Source organism: Microbacterium sp. Se5.02b, assembly GCF_019464375.1.
GTDB lineage: Bacteria > Actinomycetota > Actinomycetes > Actinomycetales > Microbacteriaceae > Microbacterium.
Window position 1 is genome coordinate 3,545,666 of sequence record NZ_CP080491.1, and the last position, 24,167, is coordinate 3,569,832.

At 69.9% G+C, this 24,167-nt stretch carries 28 protein-coding genes and 3 pseudogenes; 9 read left to right on the forward strand and 22 right to left on the reverse strand.

Going from position 1 to position 24,167, the window contains the following annotated elements; translation table 11 throughout:
• Positions 1–95 precede the first annotated feature (95 nt).
• The 17 genes and pseudogenes from K1X59_RS17770 to K1X59_RS17840 all read right to left on the reverse strand — a co-directional run bounded on the left by K1X59_RS17770 (position 96) and on the right by K1X59_RS17840 (position 12,332).
• Positions 96–1,175: a class I adenylate-forming enzyme family protein gene (locus tag K1X59_RS17770; protein ID WP_258566922.1), complete on the reverse strand. Its 1,080-nt coding sequence runs from the start codon at positions 1,173–1,175 to the stop codon at positions 96–98.
• Complete coding sequence (locus K1X59_RS17775; protein ID WP_183151015.1) at positions 1,169–1,756, reverse strand: AMP-binding protein; 588 nt, start codon at positions 1,754–1,756, stop codon at positions 1,169–1,171. The genes K1X59_RS17770 and K1X59_RS17775 overlap by 7 nt, the downstream gene beginning before the upstream one ends.
• Positions 1,753–2,472 (reverse strand): ATP-binding cassette domain-containing protein, encoded by a 720-nt coding sequence (locus K1X59_RS17780; protein WP_183151016.1) that lies wholly within the window; start codon positions 2,470–2,472, stop codon positions 1,753–1,755. Before K1X59_RS17780 ends, K1X59_RS17775 begins: the two co-directional genes overlap by 4 nt.
• A complete protein-coding gene (locus K1X59_RS17785; RefSeq protein ID WP_183151017.1) occupies positions 2,469–3,263 on the reverse strand; it encodes an ABC transporter ATP-binding protein in 795 nt (264 codons plus the stop codon). Before K1X59_RS17785 ends, K1X59_RS17780 begins: the two co-directional genes overlap by 4 nt.
• Positions 3,260–4,285 (reverse strand): branched-chain amino acid ABC transporter permease, encoded by a 1,026-nt coding sequence (locus K1X59_RS17790; RefSeq protein WP_220173648.1) that lies wholly within the window; start codon positions 4,283–4,285, stop codon positions 3,260–3,262. The genes K1X59_RS17785 and K1X59_RS17790 overlap by 4 nt, the downstream gene beginning before the upstream one ends.
• Positions 4,282–5,157: a branched-chain amino acid ABC transporter permease gene (locus tag K1X59_RS17795; protein ID WP_220173649.1), complete on the reverse strand. Its 876-nt coding sequence runs from the start codon at positions 5,155–5,157 to the stop codon at positions 4,282–4,284. The genes K1X59_RS17790 and K1X59_RS17795 overlap by 4 nt, the downstream gene beginning before the upstream one ends.
• A gap of 1 nt (position 5,158) precedes the next feature.
• On the reverse strand, positions 5,159–6,376 hold the full coding sequence (locus tag K1X59_RS17800) for an ABC transporter substrate-binding protein (RefSeq protein WP_202045355.1): 1,218 nt from the start codon (positions 6,374–6,376) through the stop codon (positions 5,159–5,161).
• A 217-nt stretch (positions 6,377–6,593) separates the two neighbouring features.
• Positions 6,594–7,010, reverse strand: a complete 417-nt coding sequence (locus K1X59_RS21960; protein WP_258566923.1) for a hypothetical protein — start codon at positions 7,008–7,010, stop codon at positions 6,594–6,596.
• A 26-nt stretch (positions 7,011–7,036) separates the two neighbouring features.
• Positions 7,037–7,279 (reverse strand): hypothetical protein, encoded by a 243-nt coding sequence (locus K1X59_RS21965; RefSeq protein ID WP_258566924.1) that lies wholly within the window; start codon positions 7,277–7,279, stop codon positions 7,037–7,039.
• A complete protein-coding gene (locus K1X59_RS21970) occupies positions 7,276–7,740 on the reverse strand; it encodes a CoA-transferase (protein WP_258567236.1) in 465 nt (154 codons plus the stop codon). The genes K1X59_RS21965 and K1X59_RS21970 overlap by 4 nt, the downstream gene beginning before the upstream one ends.
• Before the next feature lie 240 nt (positions 7,741–7,980).
• Positions 7,981–8,118: pseudogene (locus tag K1X59_RS21975) on the reverse strand (CoA-transferase); the annotation flags it as partial.
• Positions 8,118–8,813 (reverse strand): enoyl-CoA hydratase family protein, encoded by a 696-nt coding sequence (locus K1X59_RS17815; RefSeq protein WP_220173650.1) that lies wholly within the window; start codon positions 8,811–8,813, stop codon positions 8,118–8,120. The pseudogene K1X59_RS21975 and the gene K1X59_RS17815, both read right to left, overlap by 1 nt.
• Before the next feature lie 72 nt (positions 8,814–8,885).
• Positions 8,886–9,659 (reverse strand): sugar phosphate isomerase/epimerase, encoded by a 774-nt coding sequence (locus tag K1X59_RS17820; RefSeq protein ID WP_202045357.1) that lies wholly within the window; start codon positions 9,657–9,659, stop codon positions 8,886–8,888.
• Positions 9,598–10,656 (reverse strand): NAD(P)-dependent oxidoreductase, encoded by a 1,059-nt coding sequence (locus K1X59_RS17825; RefSeq protein ID WP_202045359.1) that lies wholly within the window; start codon positions 10,654–10,656, stop codon positions 9,598–9,600. The genes K1X59_RS17820 and K1X59_RS17825 overlap by 62 nt, the downstream gene beginning before the upstream one ends.
• The gene (locus K1X59_RS17830; protein ID WP_220173651.1) at positions 10,653–11,102 is read right to left on the reverse strand and encodes a MaoC/PaaZ C-terminal domain-containing protein; all 450 of its coding nucleotides are present in this window, start codon (positions 11,100–11,102) and stop codon (positions 10,653–10,655) included. Before K1X59_RS17830 ends, K1X59_RS17825 begins: the two co-directional genes overlap by 4 nt.
• Positions 11,099–11,347: a hypothetical protein gene (locus tag K1X59_RS17835; RefSeq protein ID WP_220173652.1), complete on the reverse strand. Its 249-nt coding sequence runs from the start codon at positions 11,345–11,347 to the stop codon at positions 11,099–11,101. Before K1X59_RS17835 ends, K1X59_RS17830 begins: the two co-directional genes overlap by 4 nt.
• Positions 11,328–12,332 carry an SDR family oxidoreductase gene (locus tag K1X59_RS17840; RefSeq protein ID WP_220173653.1) on the reverse strand — a complete coding sequence of 335 codons (1,005 nt, stop codon included), beginning with the start codon at positions 12,330–12,332 and terminating at the stop codon, positions 11,328–11,330. Before K1X59_RS17840 ends, K1X59_RS17835 begins: the two co-directional genes overlap by 20 nt.
• Before the next feature lie 162 nt (positions 12,333–12,494).
• Between K1X59_RS17840 and K1X59_RS17845 the strand changes: the two genes are divergently transcribed.
• Positions 12,495–13,568 carry a nitronate monooxygenase family protein gene (locus K1X59_RS17845; protein WP_183151021.1) on the forward strand — a complete coding sequence of 358 codons (1,074 nt, stop codon included), beginning with the start codon at positions 12,495–12,497 and terminating at the stop codon, positions 13,566–13,568.
• A gap of 55 nt (positions 13,569–13,623) precedes the next feature.
• Here the strand turns inward: K1X59_RS17845 and K1X59_RS17850 are convergent, their stop codons facing one another.
• Genes K1X59_RS17850 through K1X59_RS17860 form a run of 3 tightly spaced genes read right to left on the reverse strand, consistent with a single transcriptional unit; the run spans position 13,624 to position 16,747 of the window.
• Entirely contained in the window at positions 13,624–14,775 is a 1,152-nt protein-coding gene (locus K1X59_RS17850; RefSeq protein ID WP_183151022.1) for an acetyl-CoA C-acetyltransferase, read from the reverse strand.
• A 20-nt stretch (positions 14,776–14,795) separates the two neighbouring features.
• Positions 14,796–15,584 carry an SDR family oxidoreductase gene (locus K1X59_RS17855; protein WP_220173654.1) on the reverse strand — a complete coding sequence of 263 codons (789 nt, stop codon included), beginning with the start codon at positions 15,582–15,584 and terminating at the stop codon, positions 14,796–14,798.
• Positions 15,581–16,747, reverse strand: a complete 1,167-nt coding sequence (locus K1X59_RS17860; protein WP_220173655.1) for an acyl-CoA dehydrogenase family protein — start codon at positions 16,745–16,747, stop codon at positions 15,581–15,583. Before K1X59_RS17860 ends, K1X59_RS17855 begins: the two co-directional genes overlap by 4 nt.
• A gap of 106 nt (positions 16,748–16,853) precedes the next feature.
• On the opposite strand from K1X59_RS17860, the gene K1X59_RS17865 reads away from it, so the two are divergent.
• From K1X59_RS17865 to K1X59_RS17880, 6 genes and pseudogenes are all read left to right on the forward strand, one after another.
• The gene (locus K1X59_RS17865) at positions 16,854–17,720 is read left to right on the forward strand and encodes an enoyl-CoA hydratase (protein WP_183151023.1); all 867 of its coding nucleotides are present in this window, start codon (positions 16,854–16,856) and stop codon (positions 17,718–17,720) included.
• Positions 17,717–18,790: pseudogene (locus tag K1X59_RS22565) on the forward strand (acyl-CoA dehydrogenase family protein); the annotation flags it as partial. The gene K1X59_RS17865 and the pseudogene K1X59_RS22565, both read left to right, overlap by 4 nt.
• 94 nt (positions 18,791–18,884) lie before the next feature.
• Positions 18,885–19,088, forward strand: a complete 204-nt coding sequence (locus K1X59_RS22570) for an acyl-CoA dehydrogenase family protein (RefSeq protein ID WP_309491661.1) — start codon at positions 18,885–18,887, stop codon at positions 19,086–19,088.
• A gap of 383 nt (positions 19,089–19,471) precedes the next feature.
• Positions 19,472–19,849, forward strand: a pseudogene (locus tag K1X59_RS22575) (acyl-CoA dehydrogenase family protein); the annotation flags it as partial.
• On the forward strand, positions 19,849–20,307 hold the full coding sequence (locus tag K1X59_RS17875; RefSeq protein WP_220173658.1) for an acyl-CoA dehydrogenase family protein: 459 nt from the start codon (positions 19,849–19,851) through the stop codon (positions 20,305–20,307). The pseudogene K1X59_RS22575 and the gene K1X59_RS17875, both read left to right, overlap by 1 nt.
• The gene (locus tag K1X59_RS17880; protein WP_220173659.1) at positions 20,259–20,948 is read left to right on the forward strand and encodes an acyl-CoA dehydrogenase family protein; all 690 of its coding nucleotides are present in this window, start codon (positions 20,259–20,261) and stop codon (positions 20,946–20,948) included. Before K1X59_RS17875 ends, K1X59_RS17880 begins: the two co-directional genes overlap by 49 nt.
• Positions 20,949–20,988: 40 nt before the next feature.
• Here K1X59_RS17880 and K1X59_RS17885 read toward each other — a convergent pair whose 3' ends face one another.
• A complete protein-coding gene (locus tag K1X59_RS17885; protein ID WP_220173660.1) occupies positions 20,989–21,960 on the reverse strand; it encodes an MFS transporter in 972 nt (323 codons plus the stop codon).
• Positions 21,961–22,192: 232 nt separating this feature from the next.
• Between K1X59_RS17885 and K1X59_RS17890 the strand changes: the two genes are divergently transcribed.
• Together K1X59_RS17890 and K1X59_RS17895 are read left to right on the forward strand one after the other, a co-directional pair.
• Entirely contained in the window at positions 22,193–22,792 is a 600-nt protein-coding gene (locus K1X59_RS17890; protein ID WP_220173662.1) for a TetR/AcrR family transcriptional regulator, read from the forward strand.
• A gap of 89 nt (positions 22,793–22,881) precedes the next feature.
• Positions 22,882–23,748, forward strand: a complete 867-nt coding sequence (locus tag K1X59_RS17895) for a S9 family peptidase (RefSeq protein ID WP_183151027.1) — start codon at positions 22,882–22,884, stop codon at positions 23,746–23,748.
• Here the strand turns inward: K1X59_RS17895 and K1X59_RS17900 are convergent.
• A complete protein-coding gene (locus K1X59_RS17900) occupies positions 23,720–24,157 on the reverse strand; it encodes a GNAT family N-acetyltransferase (protein WP_220173663.1) in 438 nt (145 codons plus the stop codon). The two genes, K1X59_RS17895 and K1X59_RS17900, sit on opposite strands and share 29 nt — an antisense overlap.
• Positions 24,158–24,167 lie beyond the last annotated feature (10 nt).

Genomic DNA, 24,167 nt, shown 5'->3' on the forward strand with positions numbered 1-24,167 from the left:
GAGCCTGCTCGCGCGCTGACACCGAGCCGGCTCGCCTGCCGTCCCGAAGACGGGAGGGGCTGCACTCCGGCGACACCTCTCCCGCCTCCGCTGACTCACTCGGCCAGCACGCCCCGCAGATCGGCATCCGCTGCGGTCTGCGCCGCGACGATCTCGCGCACCGCACCCTTGGCCACCTTGCCGCCCGCGGCCCGCGGCAGCTCGTCCAGGACGACGATCCGCTCGGGATACAGGTGCTTGGAGATGCCGCGGTCCGACAGGTACTGCGTGATGTCGGCGACGGTGACCGCCGGGCCGTTCACCGTGACCGCCACGCCGATGCGCTCTCCGAACAGGTCGTCCGGCACCGGCACCGCCGAGGCCATCAGCACGCCGGGGTGCTGCTCGACGAGCTCCTCGACCTCGATCGCGGAGATGTTCTTGCCCCCGCGGATGATCAGGTCGCTCGTGCGACCGACGACACGCAGGTAGCCGTCGCTGTCGACCGTGACGAGATCGGGCATCATGAGGCGCCCGTCGTGGAACAGCTCCTCGTTGGCGGCGGGGTCGCCGTAATAGCCCATGCAGATCGTCGGCCCGCACACTCCGGGGCGACCGGGGCCGCCGGTCTCGGTGATGTCCCTGCCCTGCGCGTCGTAGAGGCGCATGTCCATCACATCGATCACGCGGCCCGCGGTGCGCAGACGCTGGTCGGCCGTGTCGCGCAGGCTCGTGTTGCTGATGGCGCCCGACTCGTTCGAGCCGTAGAACTGCAGCACCTTCGCCCCCACGCGTTCCTCGAACTGCAGCGCCCGTTCGTACGGGACGGCCTCGCCGCCGGTGAACATCGCGCGCAGACTGCCGAGCGACGCCGAGCCCAGCGCCGGCGCATCGAGCATCATCTTGAACTGCGTGCTCACGCACGCGAGGATCGTGACCTGCTCCGCGTCGATCAGACGGAACATCTCGTCGACGGTGAACCGCTCCATCAGGACGGTCTTCATCCCGAGCATGGCGGTCGCGTAGTGCGCGGTCCACAGCCCGAATCCGAACGGCCCCGGCACCGCACCGAGCATCACATCGTCTCGGGTGAAGTCAGCCGCTTCGAACGCCATCTTGGAGAACGCGATCATGCGGTTCGCGAACTGGGTCACGAGTTTCGGCCGTCCGGTGGTCCCCGAGGTCGAGTTCAACATCGCCAACTCGTTCGGCCCCGCCGCGCGCGCCCTGGTCTGCTCGACCGACGCGTGCGGGACCTCTTCGACCGTCGCCGTGCCTCCATCGAACCGGTGGACACGGACAGGGCCGGAGGGTCGACGATGATGAGGGTGTCGACGTTCCAGCCGTCCTCGGCGAGATCGGCGACGTGATCGAGGGCCGCGCGATCACGGTGGCTCTCACGCATCACGAGCACGGTGGCCTCCGACCGCGACATCAGGTGCCTGACCTCGTCGCGGCCGGACCGCGCCCCCATGCCGACCGCGACCGTTCCGCTGCGTTCGGCCGCGCACAGTGCGACGTGGAACTCGGCCGAGTCGGGCAGCAGCATCCCGAAGCGGGCCCCTCGGGGGATCAGGGCGACCAGCGCGGTCGCGAGCAGATCGATCTGCTCGTCGTACTCCTTCCAGGTCAACCGGGTGCCGTCGGCGACGTAGGCGATGCGGTCGGGGATCTCCCGCGCGTTCTCCGCCACGTAGTCGGCGACGGTCAGGTCACCCCACCACCCCTGTGCGACGTACTCGGCCGTCAACTGCGCGTCCTGTGCCGGGATGTTCATTCCGCTCCCATCTCCTGTTGGATGATTCCCATGGCGCGCTGATACCCCTCATCGAGGGCCGCGACGTCTTCATGGGCACCGCTGAGCTGCGCGCGCAGCAGCACGTAGCCGCGATCGATCACGCGCTGCAGCGGCCCGATCGCCGGATCGACGATCAGCACGCTGGCTCCCCGATCGGCGATCTCGCGGATCGCGTCGGCGAGCCCGCTGACGATCTTGGGCGCGAGGCCGGTCATCATCTCGTCGAGCACGAGGCAGTGGGGCTCGCCCATCAGCGCTCGGCTCACGACGAGCATCTGCTGCTCGCCGCCCGACAGCACTCCGGCGAGGCGGCTCTCGCGCTCCCTGAGCACCGGGAAGCGGTCGAGCGCCTCATCGACGGCCGCCTTCTTCAGACGGAGCATCTCTGCCATGACCTGCAGGTTGTCGCGCACGGTGAGCTTGGGGAAGAGCTGACGCCCCTGCGGGACGATCGCCAGCCCGGCCCTCGCACGATCGATCGATGCGAGCGACGACAGGTCGGTGCCTCCGAGGTCGATCCCGCCCGAGGCGGCGACGGCACCGTAGACGCCGAGCGCGAGGCTCGACTTCCCGGCGCCGTTGGGACCGACGACCGCCGTGATGCGCCCGGCAGGCGCGGTCAGCGTCGCCTTCTCGACGGCGGTCGCGGTGCCGTAGCGCACGGTGAGGGCGGTGATGGTGAGATCAGCGCTCATGCGGCGTCCTCCTCCGTCGTTCCGAAGTACACGCGCTGCATCTCCGGGCTCGCGAGGCAGTCCTCCGGCGCCCCCTCGAACACGCGTCGGCCCTGCGCGAGCAGCATGACGCGGTCGGCGAGGGAGGTGAGCAGATCGACGTTGTGGTCGACGAGGATGACCGCATGCCCGCGGGACTGGACCTGTCGGATCGCGTCGATGATACCCGCGATCGAGTCGGCATCGGCTCCCGCGAACGGCTCGTCGAGCAGCATGACCTGCGGGTCCTGAGCAAGAGCCCTGGCGACCTCGACGAGACGCTGCTCGCCCAGGGAGAGGTTGGCGCACAGTTCGTCGAGCCCGGGCACGCCGAGTTCCTGTGCGACCCTCGTGACGCGGTCCTGCTCCTGGTCGCGGTGCCGGATGCCGTCTGTGATCACGCCGGCGGTCATGCGCCACCAGGAGGGGAACCGCTCGGCGGAGGCGCCGACCAGGATGTTCTCCCGCACCGTCAGCTCCAGCGCCAGATGCGGATGCTGGAACGTGCGTGAGAGCCCCTTGCGCGCACGGGCGGCCGTCGGCCCGCTCAACCGCTCCCCGTTCAGGGTGAGCGTTCCCGAATCGGAGCGCTGGATGCCGGTGATGAGATCCACGAGGGTGGTCTTGCCCGCACCGTTGGGGCCGACGAGCCCGAGGATCTCTCCCCTGCCCACATGGAAGGAGACGTCGTCGAGGGCGACGAGACCGCCGTAGGCCTTGCTCAAGCCCTCTCCGCGCAGGACGATGCCGTCCCCGGTTTCGCCGATGTTCATCCGCGTGCCTTTCCGATGCGGCCGCGCACCCAGCCGACGAGCGCCTTCCCGTAGCCGATGAGTCCGGCCGGTGCGATGAGCAGGATCAGCAGCACCCCGATCGCGAGCACCAGCTGGCCGGAGCCCTCGAACGCCGACGGCATGTTCGACGTGAGCTGGATGACGACGATCGCCCCGATCACGCAGCCCCACGCCGTGGCCTGCCCGCCGATCAGCGGAACGAACAGGGCCATGAACACGATGGAGAGCGTGAACGTCTCCGGCGTGATGCTGAGCATGAACGACACGAACAGCGCACCCGCCAGTGAGGCGACGGCCGCGCCGACCGCGAGGGTGACCGTGGTGAGCGTCGTGGTGCGGGTGCCCATCGCCTCGACGGCCGACGGCACGTCGCGCATGGTGCGCACGGTGACGCCCCATGCCCCGGTGCGGATGCGCTCGATGAGCGTCGCGACCACGACCACCAGCAGCAGGGCGATCGCGAGCAGCAGCAGTCGCGGCGGCTCCCAGCCGAAGAAGGTCGGCGACGGGATGCCGCCGATGCCGGCCGACCCGCCCGTGATCGGCTCGAGCGCGATCACCCACGGCTCGAACGCCATGCTGAACAGCAGCGTCACCGCGGCGAGGTAGAAGCCGTTGAGGCGTCGGGTGAGAAGGCCGAGCACGACCGCGACCGCCGCGGAGATGAGCGGGCCGATGATCCACCCCAGGATCGGCGGCAGTCCGGTCTCGGTGGTGACGATCGCGACGCTGTAGGCGCCGATGGCCGCGTAGGCGGCGTAGGCCATCGACATCGAGCCCGCCATCACGAACGGGATGTACATGCCCAGAGCGATGAGTGCGTACACGGCCACCATGACCAGCAGGTCCTGCCGGAATCCGCTGTTGCCCGCCCAGACCAGGGCGATGGCGCCGACGGCGACCGCCACGGCAGGGACGATCAACGCCCGCGATCCTGCGCGACGTCTGGCGCCGGGAGCAGGCGCGATCATCGAGTTCACGGGCATCTCCTGAGTGGTCATATCCGCACCCGCGTCGAGAACAGGCCCTGGGGGCGGAAGGCGAAGAACAGCAGCGCGATCAGCAGGACCATCGTGGTCGGCCCCATGCTGCCGAAATAGAACGGTGCGAACACCTGGATCGCTCCGAGCACAAACCCGCCGAGCAGCGGAGCCCAGGTGCGCCCGGTGCCGCCGATCACGAGCGCGAGGAAGCCGACGAGTGTCCACGACAGTCCACTGGTGAACGCCACGCCGGTCTTCGGTGCGTACAGGAGCCCTGCCGCGCCCGCGATCAACCCCGCGAGCAGGAAGGCGATGAGCCGGATCCGCCCGACCGGGAGTCCCAGCAGGGCGGCGGCGCCACGGTTGTCGCCCACCGCGCGCAGCAGCCGCCCGGTGCGGCTGTGCCGCATCCAGAGCGACACGGCGAGGAAGATCAGCGCCGTCGCGACGATGAGGACGACGGCGGTTCCGGAGACGTACGCCGATCCGATCTGCCACGGCCCGAAGGAGAAGAGCACCTGCCCAGGCAGGGCGGGGCGCCCGAAGATGGCACCCGCGCCCTGCTGGACGATGAACAGCACAGCCGTGACCGCGACGAGGGCGGGCAGCTCGCCGCGCCCCGATCGCTTCTGCACCTGGCGCACGACGAGGAGCTCCGTCAGCCCGCTGGCCACCACGGCGATCACCAGCCCCAGCACGAGACTGAGGGCGATCGGCAGGCCGATCTCGAGCGTGAGCCAGCTGGCGCCGAGAGCAGCCGCCATGGCATACGGCCCGATGGCGAAGTTGAAGAACCCGGCGCCGATGAGGGTGAGTTGATACGCGAGGGCGATGAGTCCGAAGAAGCTGCCGATCTCCAGGACCGAGAGCCACAGCTGAGGGTCGGTCATGTCACTCCGACTCGCAGGCGACCTGGTAGTCCTCCCAGGCACCGCTCGGCTCGTTGTCCTCGTCGAATCCCGAGAGCACGAGACCGCACAGTCCGTCGGCGCCCATGTGCTTGTCCGGACTGAACGAGAGCGTGAATCCGGGCTGCCCGAACGAGGCCTCGAACCCGGTGATCTCGTCCAGCGCATCGCGGACGGCGACGGGGTCGTCGGCCCCTCCGGCCGCCTCGATCGCCGCCTTGAGGAGGTAGACCGAGTCGTAGGCCTGCGCGTCGTAGGCCGTCAGCCGGTAGTCGTCGCCGTTGGCCTCCTTCAGCTTCTTCTCCAGCTCCTGCGTCTTCGGGTTGTCCATGTCGAGCGCGCCCATGTAGACGACATCGGCGAGCGCACCCTTGTTGGTGCGGGCCCACGAGTCCGGCTGGTTGCCGATCGATGCGAGCGAGAAGCGCAGCACTCCGGGGATCTGCTGGTGGAGCGTGTTGTGCGCGAGCACCTCGAAGTTGCCGCCGAGGCTCGAGACCAGGATCGCGTCGGGGTCGGCCTGCTTGATGCGTGCAGCCTGCGCCGTGAGGTCGGCGGCGTCGACCGGGGCCGACTCCTCGGCGACGACCTCGACGCAGTCCTCGAGGATCGGGATGATGAGCTTGTTGATGTTGTCGATGGCCGGGGAGGCGTCGGACAGCACGGCGATGCTCTCGTAGCCCTCGGTCTCCATCGCGCCGCAGTAGGCCTCGGCGAACTGGTCGACGCCGTTGGCGAGCATGTAGGTGAACTCGTTGTCCGGGGCCTCCGCGACCGAGGTGGTCACGGCGGTCGGGGCGATGGCCGGGATGCCCGCCTGCTTGACGACCGACTTGCCCTGCAGCACGGCACCGCTGCCGGTGTCGAGCAGGATCACCTGCGCCCCGTCGTCGACGAGCTTCCGCACGACCGTGGGGGTCTTGGTGGGGTCGGACTCGTCGTTGCCGACGACGATGCGGATCTTCTGGCCGTCGATCCCGCCCGCGGCGTTGATCTCGTCGATGGCGAAGCGGATCGTCTTGCCCGCGATCACCGCGTAGGCGGCGCCGGGGCCGGTGCTGTCCTCGTCGAGACCGAACACGATCTCGCCGTCCGCGGCGCCGGCATCACCCGAGCCGGAGGTGTCATCGGCCGCGCAGGCGGCGAGTGAGACGGCAAGTGTGGCAGCTCCCAACAGGGCGAGCAGTCGCTGTGACTTCACGTGAAACCTCCATTGGTTTCCTCGGTGCCTGGCGCCGCTGTGCGCCAAACAAATGCTTGGTTGCTGCAACCATACCCAGCGCGACGGATGACGTCAACGTCGTCATCGACACGAATCCGGCAGGGGCCGCCGCACCGGACGCACCCGCTGCCGAGCCCTCGTCAGACGTCGGGGATCTCCCGCGCGCGCAGACCCCGCGGGTCGAGCACCGCACGGATCAGATGCAGTTCCCGCTCATCGGGCACGCGGGTGAGCGGGACATCGGCCGGGATGTCGAGGGGAAAACCCGTCGCGGCGACGACCTCGTCGACCCGCACCCCGGATGCACGCTGACGAGCCTCATGGCGCCGTCGGCGCCGGCGAGATCGAGCACCGCGAGGTTCGTCACCACGCCACGCAGATCATGGAAGGGCATCCCCAGGCGCGCGGCACGATCGACGCCGACACCCGTCACGGTGTCGACCTCCGGCACGAAGACGCGGGTCGAGTGGCGCGGGATGAAATAGCTGGTCGCGTGATTCGCCGTGTTGGTCGCCGCACCTCGCGCACCCACGAGCTGATGCGTCGGATGATCGCGGGGGCCGATCGCCGAGAGGTTCTGGTTGCCGTGCCGGTCGATCTGCGGCGCCCCCATGATCACGTGACGCCGGCCGGTGGCGATCAGCTCGAACAGTTTCGCGTAGGGCAGATGACCCTCCGGACGCGTGAAGGGCCGGTCGACGGCGGGGTGTCGGCGAACAGGGTCGCATCGCCGTCGCTCAGGAGGAGTTCCGGCGCATGCGTGAGCCGCGCCAGGCGCACCCCGATGGTCGGCACCACACCGAAGGAACTCGCGAGGATCGCCCCGGAGCCGCGGAACAGGTCGGCGCAGGCTGTCGCGGCGACCTCGGAACGCGTGATCATCGCGCTTCTCCTCCCTCCGCGGCCGACACCGCGTCGTCACCGTCGAGATACCGCTCGAGGTACCGCCGCCAGGCCTGCGCATCGCGCGCCGAGTCGGCGTATTCGCGTTGGGCCGCCTCATCACGCGGATACTCCGGGACCAGGGCCGTGAACCCCGCGCCACCGGGAGCCGAGGTCACGACATCCGTCTCGGTGCGGTTCAGGATCAGGGTCGACGGGTGCGCGGCGGCGAGCTGCTCCGTGTCGACGATGCGCTCCGCCGAGACGACCGTGCGCGTCGCCGCCCGCGCCATGAGCTCATCGAAGAAGGGATCGGGCCCAAGGCACTGCGCGTTGCCGACGCGATCGGACTGCTCGACGTGCACGAGCGCGATGTCGAGCGGGATCGCGGGCATCGCGACCAGGGTCTCCCCGTCGTCGTAGGGCGACACGATGGTCAGGATCTCCGGATTCCCGGTCACCGCATCCGAGCCGATCCGTTGCGGAGCACCTCGAAGGGGAGGCGCCGCGACGCCGCGCGCAGACCCGCGACCAGCATGGCCTCGTCGAGCTCGGTGGTCGCCACCGCACCGCGCCGTCGTGCGGCGGCGAAGTGGGGTCGATCGGGATCGAGTCGAGCGACACGAATCCGTGCACGATGCGGGAGGCCTGCCCGGTCGCGCAGAGGATGCCCGCATCCGGTCCCCGAAGGTCACCACGGTGAGGTCGCGCGCCCCGCTGCGCACGAGCTCTCGCAGCAGCGCCATCGGTTTGCGACGCGACCCCCACCCGCCGATCCCCACCGTCATGCCGTCGCGGAAGAGCCCGGCGACCTCCTCGATCGACCGCAGCGCCGCCATCAGGTCTCCAGCGTGCTGCCGGTGGCCACGAACTCGTCGCGGTGCTCGTCGGCGACGCCCGCGAGGTTGAGTTCGAACGTGAAGCCCTGCTCGAAGCGGTAGCTGCGGTTGACGTCGATCGGGTCGATGCCGTTGAGCGCCTCCTTCGCCGCGCGGATCACCCTCGTGTCCTTCGCGGCGATCCGGGCGGCGAACGCGAACGCCGCGTCGTCGAGTTCGGCGCGCGGCACCACCTGATCGACCGAACCGAGCTCGGCCAGACGCTGGGCCGTGACCGTGCGCGCGGAGTAGTACATCGCACGCAGCATGTGGTGCGGCACGAGCCGCGCGAGATGCGTGGCGGCGCCGAGAGCGCCTCTGTCGACCTCCGGAACGCCGAAGTACGCATCGTCCGAGGCGATGATGACATCGGAGTTGCCGACGAGGCCGACCCCGCCGCCGAGACAGAAGCCGTTGACGGCCGAGATCACCGGAACCGGGCACTCGTAGATGGCCTTGAACGCGTCGAAACAGCCGCGGTTGGCCCCGAGCAGACCCCCGAACCCCTCGATCCGCTGCACCTCCTTGATGTCGACTCCGGCGTTGAAGCCCTTGCCCTCTGCGCGCAGGACGACCACGCGGGTCGACCCGTCGGCGCCGGCCTCGCGCATCGCGTCGGCCACATCGAACCACCCCTGCACCGGCAGTGCATTCACGGGGGATAGTTCATCGTGACGACGTGTACGCCCTTGTCCTGCGTGGTGATCTCGATCGACATGAGTGCCTGCCTAACTCTGCTTCCGGTTGTTCTGGTTGTCCTGCCGGTCCGGTGTCGCGGCGATGTGCGCCCGCATCCAGGAGACCGAGCGGCGAAGCGCCGACTCCGCGCCCTCTTCCTCGATCGCCGGGCCGATCAGCTCGGCATCGACGATGCCCTCGTACCCGGCACGGACGACCTGCTCGAGGAGCTGCCGCATCGGCAGGTCCGCATCGCCCGGCACCCATCGGCTGGGGAACGACGATGTGCCGAGCACGAAGTCGGAGACCTGCACGATCTCGATCTGCGCCGTCCGGTCGGCGACGAGCGCGTCGAGGCCGCGCTCCTGCCAGCAGCAGTACAGGTCGAGGCACACGCCCATCCCTGCTCTCTCGGCGAGCGCGAACGCGTCGGCGGCCGTATGGGTGAAGCTGATGTCACTGCGCAGCGACATGGTGTTCTCGACGGCCAGACGCACGTCGAGCGACCCGGCGAGCTGCACGAGAGGGGCCAGGCGTCGGGCGAAGAGGTCTGCCGCACGCTCCCAGTCCAGGTGGCCGGAGGAACCCGAGGTCAGATACACCGTGCCGGCGCCGAGGTCATGCGCTCGGCGCACGCCGTCGGCGAGCACGGCGAGCTGCCTCTCCCACCCCGCGGCATCGTCCGGGTGGGCGCTGAGCGGATGCACCAGGTAACCGAGGCGCACACCGTGCTCCTCGAGCAGCTCCGCCACGCGCACGGTGTCATGCCCTGCCGTCTTCACCGCAGGCAGTCCGACGAGATCCGTGCCGGTGCGCCCGTACATCGCGATCTCCTCGTCGAGGTCCCAGGACAACGCCGCCATGCCGCTCACGCACACGGCAGGACCGGGGATGCGGGCGTCGGTCATGGTCGCGCGTCGACGCCGGCCACGATCTCCGCGAGCGCGCGCTCGACGTCGTCGCGGTCGTATCCGAGCGCCGCGGTCTCGTCGGGGTCCGGCTCGAACGCGATGACGGCTCCCCTCCCTGGACGATGAAGCGGTCCGGCTGGAAGGGGTGCTCTTCGTCGCGTTCCTCGATCACGTGCCGACTGCCGGCGGCCTCGGCCAGGAGCTGGAAGTAGTCGCGGTAGCTGAGGTTGCGATCGCCCACGAGGTAGGCGTGCCCTGCGGCCCCCGAATCGAGCGCCCCTTGCACCGCCTGCGAGAGCGAGCGGACCGACATGTAGTTCGTGCCGCCAGGAGGAGCGAACAACGCAGGGTCTTCGACCTCTCCGCGCACCCACGCCACCATGCGGGCGAAGCGTCGGAGGCCGCGCTCGTCGGCCCCGACGATCGAGGGCGGGTTCAGCGTGATCGCGGAGAAGCCGTCTCCGCTGAGCGCGCGCGCCCCGTCGTCGGCATCCCGGCGCGCCGCCACATAGGGGATGCGCTCCGCCCACTCCGGATGCAGCTGGTGGTAGTAGCTGCCGATCTGCACGAAGCGCGAGACGCCCGCGGCCTTGGCGAGGGCGGCGAACCGCGGGACGCCCCCGCTCTGTGTCCGCTCCCAGAAGTCGGCGTCCTCCTGCTCCGCCGGGACATGACGGATGTCGTTGCCCGCCGAGAACACGATCGCGTCGAAGCCCTCGAGCGCCACGGGAGCGGACTCGGTCTCGGTGTAGTCGCCGATCAGCCGCGGCATGCCCGCCACGGCGCTCGGGTCGCGGTCGGAGGGGCCACGGCGCGACATGACCGTGACCTCGTCGCCCCGCGCCGCGAGGTCGGCCGCGATGCGGCTCCCGATCATGCCGGTCGCACCGACCACGAGCACACGACTCATACGAACACCGCCTTCGCGTCCGAGATCACCGGCGCACCGTCGCGGCGCAGCTCGAAGGCGCCGTCGGGCCAGCTCTCCAGCTCGAGCACATCGCCGGGCACGACGGGACCGGTGAAGCGTCCGTGCAGCGACGTGAGGTCGGCGGGGTGGGCGCCGCGATCACGCGCCATCACGAGCGTCGCGGCGGCGAGGGTGCACAGCCCCTGGAGGATGGGGATCGACTGACCGATGCGCGCCGACGCCTCGGGGTCGATGTGGATGTGGTGGCGGTCTCCGGTGAGTCGGTAGAGCGCGGCCTGCGTGGGGAACGTCGGCACGGCGCCGATCGTCCCGGGCCCGCGGTCGGCGGCCGTTGCGCGTGCCGGCCCTCGTTCTCCGCCGAAACCACCCGTTCCGGGGGCGAACAGCGACCACATCGCGGTGAACTGCGCGCACTCCACGATCACCTCGAAGACCGAGGCAGTGCCTTTGTCCCCACGTCGCCGACGCGAGCGTTCAGGGTGACCTCCCCCGACCGGGGCAGGGGGCCATGCACCTCGAGCGTCTGGGATCCGTGCACCGCGGCATCGCCGTATGCACCGGCCTCGGCGAGGACGTCCGGTGCCCATTGCGCGAGTGTGAGGCCGAACGACGGCAGCACGCGCAGGCGATCCTCGAACACGAGGTCGAGATCATCGGCGCGGGCCCCCACCGCGAGGGCGTAGAGGATCGCGTCTCTCTCGTCGTACCCGACGACGCGCGTTCCGAGCGATCGTCCCGCCCATTCGCCGCTGTTCATGCGCCGTACACCGCCTCGGGGTGGGCGCCCTCATCCACGAGTGCGCGGACCGCGTCGCCGATCTCGGCGGCGGCCCAGCGGCGGTCGAGTTCGCGCGCCGGCCCATGGCGCCATCCTCTTCGAGGCAGATCCGACCACCCTCGATCTCGATCACACGGCCGGTGATGTCGCAGTCGGGGCTCGCGAGCCAGGCCACGAGCGGGGAGACGTTGGCGGGGTCCATGCGGTCGAAGCCCTCGACGGGCGCGGCCATCGCGTCGGCGAAGGGCCCCTCGGTCATGCGTGTGCGGGCGGACGGGGCGATCGCGTTCACGGCGACCCCGTAGCGGCCGAGCTCCTGCGCGGCGACGAGGGTGAGCGAGGCGATGCCACCCTTGGCCGCGGAGTAGGCCGCCTGGCCGACGCTGCCCTGGAGCCCGGCGCCCGACGAGGTGTTGATGACGCGGGCGGTGGGGACCCTGCCCTCCTTGGCTTCGGCGCGCCAGTACGCGCCGGCGTGCCGGAGCGGGGCGAAGTGTCCTTTGAGGTGCACGCGGATCACCGAGTCCCATTCGTCTTCGTCGGCGTTGACGAGCATCCGGTCGCGCACGAAGCCCGCGTTGTTGACGAGGATGTCCAGGCGCCCGAACGTGGAGATCGCCTGCGCGATGAGCTCGCCCGCCTCCAGGAAGTCGGCGATGTCGGCACCGTTGGCGACGGCTTCGCCGCCCTCGGCGCGGATCGTGTCGACGACGTCCTGAGCGGGGCCGACCGAGTTCCCCGCTCCGTCGAGCGCCGTGCCCAGGTCGTTCACGACGACCCTGGCGCCCTGCCTGGCGAGTTCGAGCGCGTGCTCACGGCCGAGACCGCGTCCGGCACCGGTCACGATCGCGACCCGTCCATCGAGAATTCCTGCCATGTCCGACTCTCCTTCGAGACCGCGCCGGTGTGTGCGACCGACGGAACACCCCCACCCTAGCAACCAAGCAAACGCTAGGGCAAGTGCGGTAGGCTGCATGCACACGGTCGACGAGCGGCACGGACGCGCGACACGATGCACGACACAGAGAGGTGTTCCGACATGACCACTCCCCCTATGCTCTCGACGGCGCTCACGCGTCTGACCGGCGTCGACCACCCCGTCGTGCAGACGGGCATGGGCTGGGTGGCCGGCGCCCGCCTGGTCTCGGCGACGGCAGAGGCCGGCGGCCTCGGCATCCTCGCCTCGGCCACCATGGACACCGCCGAGCTCGAGCGGCAGATCATCGAGGTCAAGGAGCGCACAGACCGACCTTTCGGCGTGAACCTCCGCGCGGATGCCGGCGACGCCGAGCAGCGTGTCGACATCATGATCCGTCACGGCGTGAAGGTGGCCAGCTTCGCCCTCGCCCCTCGACGCGAGCTGATCGAGAAGCTCAAGGAGCACGGCGTCGTCGTGATCCCCTCGATCGGAGCAGTGCGTCACGCCGAGAAGGTCGCCGCCTGGGGTGCGGATGCGGTCATGGTCCAGGGCGGCGAGGGCGGCGGGCACACGGGCGCCGTCCCCACGTCGATCCTGGTCCCCTCCGTCATCGCGGCCGTCGACATCCCGGTGATCGCCGCCGGCGGCTTCCATGACGGGCGCGGGCTCGCCGCGGCCCTGGCGTTCGGTGCCGCGGGCGTCGGAATGGGCACGAGGTTCCTGCTCACGCGCGACAGCGCCGTGCCCGACGCCATCAAGCAGCGCTACCTGGGCTTCGGGCTCGACGGCACGGTCGTCACCACGAAGGCCGACGGGATGCCGCACCGCCTGCTGCGGACGGAGTACATCGAGGGTCTGGAGCGGCGGGCCGGCATCCGGCAGCTGCTTCCGACGCTGCGCCGCTCGCTCGAGTTCAAGCGCATGTCGGGGATGAGCTGGCGCGACCTCGCCGCAGACGCCGCCTCGATGAAGAAGGCCACCGGCCGCTCGTGGTCGCAGATGACTCTCGCCGCGAACACACCCATGCTGCTGAAAGCGGGCCTCGTCGACGGCGACACCCGCGCCGGGATGCTCGCGGCTGGACAGGTGGTGGGCCTGATCGACGACCTTCCCAGCTGCGAGGAGCTCGTCGACCGCATCGTGCGCGACGCCGTCGTGCACGTGCGCGCCGCAGCATCCTGCATCATCGACTGAGGTATCGGCGTCGAGACACCGGGACCCCGCCGTCCGCGACGGGGTCCACGAGCCGTCAGAGGCGTTCGATGATCGTGACGTTCGCGAGTCCGCCGCCCTCGCACATGGTCTGCAGGCCGTAACGACCGCCGGTGCGCTCGAGTTCGTTGAGCATCGTGGTCATGAGCCGCGTGCCGGTCGCGCCGATCGGATGCCCGAGCGCGATGCCGCCGCCGTTGACGTTGACCTTCTCCCGCGGCACCCCGGTCTCCTTCATCCAGGCGAGCACGACCGACGCGAAGGCCTCGTTCACCTCGAACAGGTCGATGTCGTCGAGGTTCATGCCCGCACGCTCGAGGGCGTACCTCGTGGCGGGGATCGGCGCCGTCAGCATGAACACGGGGCTGTCTCCGCGCACCGACATGTGGTGGATGCGGGCGCGCGGGGTGAGCCCGTGGTCTGCGACGGCCTGTGCGCTCGCGACGAGCACCGCGCTGGAGGCGTCGCTGATCTGCGAGGCGACCGCCGCGGTCAGCCGTCCGCCCGGGGTGAGGGTCTGCAGGCCGGCCATCCGCTCCAACGAAGTGTCCCGCCGCACGCCCTCATCGTGGTCGAGTCCGTTCAGCGGCGCGATCTGGCTCGTGAAGCGGCCCTCGTCCTGTGCGGTCGCAGCGCGCTGGTGGCTCTCCAGCGCGAACTGCTCCATCTCCTCCCGGGTGATGTCCCACTTCTCGGCGATCATCTCGGCGCCGACGAACTGCGAGATCTCCTGGTCGGGGTATCGCTCCTGCCATCCGGGGGACTCGGCGAACGGCGTGGTGAAGCCGTAGGCCTCGCCGGCGACCATGGCCGACGAGATCGGCAGTCGCGACATGTTCTGCAACCCGCCGGCGATCACGAGGTCGTTGGTGCCGCTCATCACGGCCTGCGCCGCGAAGTGCACGGCCTGCTGGCTCGATCCGCACTGGCGATCGATCGTGACACCGGGCACGTGCTCGGGGAATCCGGCGACCAGCACGGCCGAGCGGCCGACGTTGCCCGCCTGGCCGCCGATCGTGTCGGTCGCACCGATGATGACGTCGTCGAGCGCCGCCGGATCGATGCCGGTGCGTTCGACCAGCGCCTTCAGGCTGTGCGCGCCGAGGTCGGCCGGGTGGATGCCCGAGAGCGAGCCGCCGCGCTTGCCGACGGGCGAGCGGACGGCGTCGACGATGTATGCCTCTGCCATGTTCTTCCTTCTTCCTGATCTCACGCGTGCTGACTGCTGACGGCGACGACCTCGCCGGTCATATAAGAGGAGTATGCGCTGGCGAGGAACACCATGACGTTGGCGACCTCCCAGGGTTCCGCCGCACGACCGAAGGCCTCTCGGGCCTTGAGCTGCTCGAGCAGTTCGGGCGTCGTGACCTTCTCGAGGAACGGATGCATCGCCAGACTCGGCGAGACCGCGTTGACGCGGATGCCGTGCGGGGCGAGATCCATCGCCGCGCTGCGGGTGAGCGCCATCACGCCCGCTTTGGCCGCGGCGTAGTGGGCCTGTTCGGCCTGGGCGCGCCAGCCGACGACCGAGGCGTTGTTCACGATCACGCCCGCGGTGCCCGCAGCGACCATGCGACGCCCGACGGCGCGGATGCAGCGGAAGGTGCCGGTCAGCGTCACGTCGAGCACGATCCCCCACTGCTCGTCCGTCATGTCGAGGATCGAGACGGAGCCGCCGAGGCCGGCGTTGTTGATCATCACATCGATCGGGCCGCCGTCTTCGGCCAGATCGAGGAACGCGGTGATCTGCTCCTCGACCGTCACGTCGCACACGGCGGTGCGCACCCGGTCGGCGCCGAAGCGCGCGCCCAGCTCCTGCTGCGTCTGCTCCAGACGACCGGCATGCGTGTCGCCGAGCACGACCAGTGCGGCACCCTCCTCCAGACAGCGGACAGCGGCGGCCTGCCCGATTCCCGCTCCGGCGGCCGCGGTGATGACGACGCGCTTTCCGGTCAGGAGGCCGTGGCCGGGGACGTACTCGGGGGTGGTGGAGCTCATGGACGGGCCTCTCGGGGTAGGCCGAGCACACGCTCGGCGATGACGTTGCGCTGGATCTCGTCCGAGCCGCCGTAGATGGTGTCGGCTCGGCTGAACAGGAACAGGGTCTGCAGGTCGTCGAGCGCGTAGTCCGGCCCGACGAGGAGCGATGCGGGGCCGGAGACGTCCATCGCGAGTTCGCCGAGCGAGCGATGCCAGTTCGACCACAGCAGCTTCGTCACCGAGGCGCCGTCACCCTGCTCGCCGCCGAGCGTGCGCAGCGCGTGCTGACGGATCACCTCGAGCTCCATACGCGCCCGCACCAGCCGGTCGCGGAGCACGGCGTCGTCGATCGCTCCGGTGCGCGTGGCCGTGTCGATCACGGCATCCAGCTCCCGTCGGAACGCGATCTGCTGGGCGAGGGTCGACACTCCGCGCTCGAACCCGAGCGTCGCCATGGCGACCTTGAAGCCGTTCCCCTCGCCGCCGACGACCAGATCGGCGTCGGTGCGGGCGTCGTCGAAGAACACCTCGTTGAACTCGCTGGTCGCCGTGAGCTGCAGGATCGGCCGCACCTCGACGCCGGGCTGGGCCATCGGCACGAGCAGGTACGACAGTCCGTGATGACGGGTGGATCCCGGCTCGGTGCGGGCGATCACGAAGCACCAGTCCGCGTGCTGGGCGAGAGAGGTCCACACCTTCTGCCCCGAGATCGACCACTCGTCGCCGACGCGGTGCGCCTTGGTCGACACGGCGGCGAGGTCGGAGCCCGCCCCCGGCTCGGAGTAGCCCTGGCACCAGAGCTCTTCGACGGCGACGATGCCGGGGAGGAAGCGGGCTCTCTGCTCGGGGGTGCCGTGGGCGATGAGGGTCGGACCCAGAAGCTCTTCGCCGAGGTGGTTCACCCTGGCCGGAGCATCCGCCCTGGCGTATTCCTCATGGAAGATGACCTGCTGGGCGATGCTGAGTCCGCGACCCCCGTGCTCGACGGGCCAGGCCACGCAGGTCCATCCGGCGGCAGCCATGTGACGGTTCCACTCCAGCCGCGCCTCGAAGTCCTCGTGCTCGCGTCCGGAGCCCCCGCGTCCCCGCAGCGCGGCGAAGCGTCCGGCGAGGTTCTCCTCCAGCCAGCCGCGGATCTCGGCGCGGAAGCGTTCATCCGCGTCGTGCTGCGTCGCGTCCATCTGTGCTCCTCATCGAGTCGTGGTCTTCGGCATGCCGTTCACGTATAGTATCAAGGAAACCAAGCGATTGTTTGGTTTGATGCTGGAGTTCAGAGAGGAACCCGTCATGCCCGTCGAATCCGCCGATGCCGTGGTGACCTACGAAGTGCGCGGGTCGACCGCGATCGTGAGGTTGAACCGCCCCCAGTATCGCAACGCCCAGAACTCGAAGGTCACCTACGCGCTCGACGCGGCCTTCACCAGGGCGGTCGACGACGACACGGTCAAGGTCATCGTGCTCGGCGGCAACGGGAAGCACTTCTGCGCCGGCCACGACATCGGAACCCCCGAACGCGACATCGACGAGAGCTTCGAGCGCAAGGCCGTGATCTGGTGGGACCATGTCGGTGCGCACGGCGTCGACTCCCGGTTCGCCCGCGAGTCCGAGGTGTACCTCGGGATGTGCCGCCGCTGGCGCGAGATCCCCAAACCCGTGATCGCGATGGTGCAGGGCGCCTGCATCGCCGGCGGACTCATGCTCGCCTGGTCGTGCGACTTCATCGTCGCGTCCGACGACGCCTTCTTCCAGGATCCGGTCGTGACGATGGGGATCCCCGGCGTCGAGTTCTTCGCGCATCCCTGGGTGACCAACCCCCGCGCGGCCAAGGAGATGCTCTACACCGGAGACCGGATGCCCGCCGCCCGCGCGCACGAGCTGGGCATGGTGAATCACGTGGTGCCCCTCGACGAGCTGGAGCAGCGGACCCTCGAACTCGCCGACCGCATCGGCCGGATGCCGCGCCTCGGACTCGCCCTCGCCAAGAAGGCCGTCAACCAGGCCGAAGACCTCCAGGGCATGCGGGCCGGCATGGACTCGGTGTTCGGCCTGCACCACGCCGCGCACGCCCACAACGCCGAAGTGGGCGCCGACTCGCTCGCCGGAGTCGATGTGAAGTCCATCAAGGCCGCCACAGAGCAGGGAGCGAAGGGATGAACCTCGACCTCACCCCCGAGCAGGAGGCGTTCGCCGCCGAGGCACGCACCTGGCTCGCGCAGCACGTCCCGGCCACACCGCTGCCCTCGATGGACACCGAGGCGGGATTCGCCGCCCACCGCGAATGGGAGGCGACGCTCGCGGCCGGCCGGTGGTCGGTCGTCTCCTGGCCCGAGCAGTACGGCGGGCGCGACGTCGGCATCACCGAGTGGGTGCTGTTCGAGGAGGAGTACTACCGCGCCGGCGCGCCGACCCGCGTCGCACAGAACGGCATCTCGCTGCTCGCGCCCATCCTGTTCGAGCACGGCACCCCGCAGCAGCACGAACGGTTCCTCGGCCCCATGACCGACGGCTCGCTGATCTGGGCGCAGGCCTGGTCGGAGCCGGGTGCCGGCAGCGATCTGGCCGCGATCCGCAGCACCGCGCGCCGTGACGACGCCCGCGGCGGATGGGTGCTCAACGGTCAGAAGATCTGGAGCTCCCGAGCCGTCTGGGCCGACCGCGGCTTCGGGCTGTTCCGCTCCGACCCCGAGGCACAGCGGCACCACGGGCTCACGTACTTCCTGTTCCCGATGGATGCCGACGGCATCACGGTGCGGGCGATCGCCCAGCTCGACGGCACCACGGGGTTCGCCGAGATCTTCTTCGACGACGTGTTCGTCCCCGATGACGACGTGCTCGGCGCCCCGGGTGACGGCTGGCGCGTGGCCATGAGCACCGCCGGGAACGAGCGTGGACTCTCGCTCCGCGCTCCCGGGCGCTTCCTCGCCGCGACGGATCGGCTGATAGCTCTGCAGTCGGGGTCTGGCCGAGACAGCGAGAACACCGCGGTCGTCGACGCCTGGATCGGTGCGGAGGCCTACCGGCTCTTCACCTGGCAGACGGTCAGCACCCTCCTCGAAGGCGGATCGGTCGGCGCCGAAGGCAGTGTCAACAAGGTGTTCTGGTCGGAGCTCGACGTGCACATCCAGGAGACGGCGCTGCGCATCCTCGGCCCCGAGGGCGAACTGCGCGGGGCCACCGCCGTCGACGGGGGCCGCTGGGTCGACGACTACCAGTTCTCCCTCGCCGGCCCCATCTACGCGGGGACGAACGAGGTCCAGCGCAACATCATCGCGGAGCGGATACTCGGTCTCCCCGCGGCGGAGACGGAAGGCGTGCATGATGCGGTTCCTGCCCACGGAAGAACAGGTCGCCTTCGCGGAGGCGATCGACGAGATCGTCGAAGGGTCGGGCGGAGCGGACATCGCGCGCAGCTGGGCCGACGGCGACACCGCGCCGGGGCTCGCCCTCTGGGAGCAGTTCGCCGAGCTCGGCCTGCTCGGACTGCGTGTGAGCGAGGGGGCAGGCGGCTTCGGGGCACGGTGAGCGATCTCGTCGTGGTGTTCGAGCGCCTCGGCTACCACGGCGTGCCCGGCCCCTACCTCGAGACGGTCGCCCTGCTGCCCGGACTCGTCGACGATGACACCCGCGGCGAACTCGCCGCCGGTCTGATCGCCACCGCTGCGGTCGACGAGGTTGCCCCTGCGGCCCTCGATGCGGCTCTCGCGAGCAGACGCTACCTCGTGCGAGACGGAGCCCTGCATCGGGGCGACCTCGCCGATGAGCTGACCTCGGTCGCGCCCACCCGGCGCCTCGCGCGCCTGATCCCGAGCGGCGACGCGACGCCCCTCGAACCCGGCGCGCTGGACGCGGCGTTGAACGAGGCCGCGCTCGCTGCGGCGGCCACGCTCGTCGGTGCCGGGGAGCGGATGCTGGCGGAAGCAGTGTCGTACGCGAAGGTGCGCGAGCAGTTCGGCCGCCCGATCGGGGAGTTCCAGTCGCTCAAGCACCAGCTCGCCGATGTGCGCATCGCCCTGAGCTTCGCGCGCCCGCTCGTCTGGAATGCCGCCCTGCGCGTCGATGAGCCCGACGAGGACCGTGCGATCTCCGCAGCGAAGGTCGCTGCAGGCGACGCCGCCCTGCTGGCCGCCCGTGTGTCGCTCCAGGTGCACGGCGCGATCGGCTACACCGCCGAGCACACGCTCCGCATCTGGCTCGGCCTCGCGCCCGCGCTGGCTGCGGCCTGGGGCACGCCCGACTTCCACCGGGCGCGGATCGCCCGCGACATCCTCACGAAGGAGCGGTGATGTCATTCGACCCCGATGAGGACCAGCGGGAGCTCGTCGCGCTCGTGCGCGGAGTCCTGGACCAGCGCGCCGACAGCGCGGCGACGCGTCGCGCACTCGACACCGACGAGCGTTTCGACGTCGACCTGTGGCGCCTGCTGTGCGAAGAGATCGGGATCGCCGGCATGGCCATCCCCGAGGAGTTCGGCGGCGCCGGATTCACTCTGCGCGAGGCACAGCTGGTGCTCGAGGAGATCGGCGCCTCCTCGCCCCCTCCCCATACCTCGGCTCCGTCGCCATCGCCGCGCAGGCGATCCTCGCGAGCGGTGACGCCGAGGCTTCCGCGCGACTGCTGCCCGGCATCGCGGAGGGATCGTCTTCGGCCGCCTTGGCCTGGGCGGCCCCCGACGGGCGCTTCGCCCCTGAGCGGATGGGCGTGCGCGCCGAGAACCACGACGGCTGGACCCTCACCGGGATGAGCGGCTTCGTGCTCGACGGCGCCTCCGCCGACGTGCTGCTCGTGATCGCCCCCTCGCCCGAGGGCCCTCGCCTGTTCGAGGTGCAGGACGTGTCCGCCGTGCGCCGCGAGGACACCGCGACCATGGATCAGACCCTCCGCCTGACGACTGTGCACTTCGACGCGGTGCCGGCTCGTCCGCTCGGGGCCGCCGATCCGACCGTGCTGGAGACCGTGCGTGCGCTCGCCCTCGCCGCGGTCAGCGCGGTGCAGGCGGGAACGGCCGCCCGAGCCCTCGACGAGACCGTGGCATATGCGAAGCAGCGCGTGCAGTTCGGGCGCACGATCGGCTCGTTCCAGGCCGTCAAGCATCGCCTGGCCGACATGCACGTGCGGGTCGAGGTGGCCCGGACCGCCTCGCGCGCCGCGTCCGACGCCCTCGCCTCGGGCGCCCGCGACCGCCTCGAACTGGCCGCGACCGCGAAGGCCACCTGCTCCGAGGCGCTGGAGCACGTGGCGGCCGAGATGATCCAGCTGCACGGCGGCATCGCCATCACATGGGAGCACGACGCGCACCTGATCTTCAAGCGCGCGCATGCCCTGGGGCAGCTCTTCGGCACCGCCGGGGAAGAGCGCGAGCGCGCGGCGGACTGGGCTCTCTGACGAACTCCGCGTCGAGTCCTTCTGCACACACGGTCACTCATCACGCATCCTTCGATCCTCGCGCATCCGACTGCGGCGTTCCGTCGCGTACGGGGGACAGCGCCACGACGAGCCCGACGATCGCGGCCACCAGGGCACCGACGAATGCCGCCCGGTGACCGAACGTCATGGCGAGCAGCCCTCCGCCCACCCCCGCCGTCAGGATCCCGAGGTCCCAGAACGAGGTCATACCGGCGACCGCCGTACCGGCGGCATGGCGCGGAGAGCGCGAGATCGCGACACTCACGGCAGCGGGGAACGCCAGGCTGCACCCGCCGCCGACCAGCGCGACACCGATGAGCGCGCCCGCCGCGCTGTCCGTCCCGACGATCACCACGAATCCCAGCGCCTCGACGATCAGACTCGCGGCGGCGACGGTGCGTCCGCCGACCCGGTCGACCACTCGACTCCCTGCTATCCGGATGAGCAGGAACGTGCCCGCGAAGATCGGCAAACCGAGGACGCTCCCACCAGGACCGCTGTCGAGATAGAGCACCAGCACGGCGGAGAGAGTGCCGTACCCGTAGGCGGCGAGCCCGAACATCAACGACGGCGCCGCCGCGCCTCGGACCCGCAGGGTGCGGAGCCGGAGCGGGGGCAGCCGCACAGGGCCAGAGGACGGACAACCGAGCACGAACCCCAGGCTCCCCGTGCCGAGGGCCGCGAGAAGGAGCCAGGCGGCCCTCTCACCGGCGAGGTTCGCCACGCTCGCCACCAGCGGTCCCAGGGCGAGACCCGACCACATCGAGAGGCCGAACAGGCCCGAGGCGCTGCCCCGCCGGTGAGGAGGAAACTGTCGCCAGACCCACGGCAGTGCGCCGGAGAAGACGGCAGCTTCGCCGGCCCCCATCACCACCCTGGATACGAGCACCTGCCACTCTGCACCCGCGAGAGCTTGACCGGTGATTCCCACAAGCGTGAACGTCGCGCCGAGGACGACGACGTGCTTTCCGGCGCCCCGTCGGCGGCCCACCCCGCGATCGGCCGACAGACTGCGGTCGCGGCGAAGGCGATGCCCACGGCGAGACCGGTGAACGCCGCATCCGAGTGGAATCGGAGCGCCAGCGAGAGCGGAAGCAGCTGCAGAGTGCCGCCGAACGCCAGATATGCGAGGAAGACCGCCGCCCACAGGCGACGAACCGGTGGCGCCTTCCTAAGATGAGACCGATCGGTCATCAGGCGACACGCCGAGGAGAGGAGCAGTCGTGCCCGTACCCAAAGGCGCCCGCATCGACCCCGCGGAGACGCAAACGAGGTTGCTGGACAGCGCCGAGCGGCTCTTCGCCGATCGCGCCATGCATTCCGTCGGCGTCAACGAGATCGCTGCCGAGGCCGGAGCGTCGAAGCTCAGCCTGTACCGCTACTTCCCCTCCAAGGCTGAACTCGCCGCGCGAGTGGTCGCCCGACGCAGCGACCACATCCACGAGTGGCTCCGCCGGGAGACCGCGGACGCCGAGCCGGGACCGGGTCGGGTTCTCGCGATCTTCGACCTGCTCATCGACTGGTTCTCGCAGCCCCGCTACCGCGGATGCGCCGTGCTCAACACGGTCACCGACCTGCGCGGCGACGATGAGCCACAGGTGCGCGCGACTGCGCGCTCCCACCTCGACAGCTACCGTGACCTGCTCCGCACTCGCATCCTGGATGCCGGAGTCACGGATCTGCCGCGCGCTGACAGCCTCGCCCGACAGCTGCTCCTCCTCATCGAGGGAGCGACGGCCGTGAGCGTGGTGGACGGCGAAGCCTCGTCCGCCGGCTCGGACGCGCGGAAGGCTGCCGAGATCCTGCTCAGCATGGCGCTCTGACGCGCACATCCCTGAAGATGCGAAGGACACCGTTCTGTATGCTCGCATCATTAGATGATACTGATCGGTTTTATCCGAGGAGCTGCGCGATGGACTATCTGATCACCGATCCTGAACCGGGCGACGGCACACCGGCCACCACACGGCACGTCGCGTTGCGCAGCTCTGGCCACGAACTTCACGGTGTGCTGCACCTTCCCGCGGGGCCCGGACCGCACGCGGTCTTGCTTCTGCTGCACGGCTTCCCCGGGTGGGAACGCAACTTCGACATCGCCCATGCGCTCCGCCGGGCAGGCGTGGCGTCGTTGGTCTTCCACTACCGCGGGTGCTGGGGCATGCCCGGCGACTGGTCGTGGGCGAACGCGCTCGCCGACACGGAGGCGGTCCTGGACGCCCTCCTGCGCGGCGACCACCCGCAGATGCCCGAGCTGGATCCGCTCCGTGTCGGCGTCGCCGGGCACAGCCTCGGCGGGTTCCTCGCCCTCTACACCGCATCCACCCGCCCGGACGTGCGTGCGACCGTGTCGATCTCAGGCTTCGATTTCGGCGCCGTCGCGGCGGCCGTCGATGCCGACCCCGCACTCCTCGACGTCTATACAGAGGCCTTCGCCTCCGAGACACCGGTCCTGTCGAACACCGACGGCCGCCGACTCGCTCACGAGATGCGCGACGCCGGCCAGGAGTGGTCACTGCGCGCGTTGGCTGATCGCTTCACCGACCGGGACGTGCTCCTCATCGGCACCAGTCGCGACGAGGTCACACCGTCCTCCCTCCACCACGATCCCCTCGTCGCGGCGTTCGACGAGGCGCAGAGCCGGCTTCGTCACACGGTCTTCCCTTCGGACCACTCCCTGGCAGATCACCGCGTCCGGCTCTCGATCGAGGTGGTCGACTTCGCGCGCGCACGTCTCTCTCGGCCCGTCTCCCTCACGCTCGGGTGCGAGAGTAGCGGCTGATCCACAGGCCGGGAGTCGCTTCGACATCCGACTGGTGCAGGAAGCCGAGGGACTCGTACAACGAGCGTGCGGGAAGGTTCTCTCGCGCGGTCGCCACGACCGTCCGGGGGGCGAGCGCCATGACCTCGATCACCAGTGCTCTGCCGAGTCCTCGTCGATGATAGGCGGGATGGATCATGAGACGGTCGAGGTCGACGATGTCGTGCTCGACCGCATACCCGACGGCCCCGGAGATCAGGCCCCCGTCCCAGGAGGCGATCCACTTCAGACCCGATGACAGCAGATCCCCCTCCGTCTCGTGGAGCGGCGGAATGCGGTCGTCACCGATCCGCGCCGCCTCGACGGCATATGCCTTGTGCTGGAGGTCGAGGAGCTGCGGGGCGTGAAGGCGGAGCTGATCCGCGGTCAACCTCTGCATT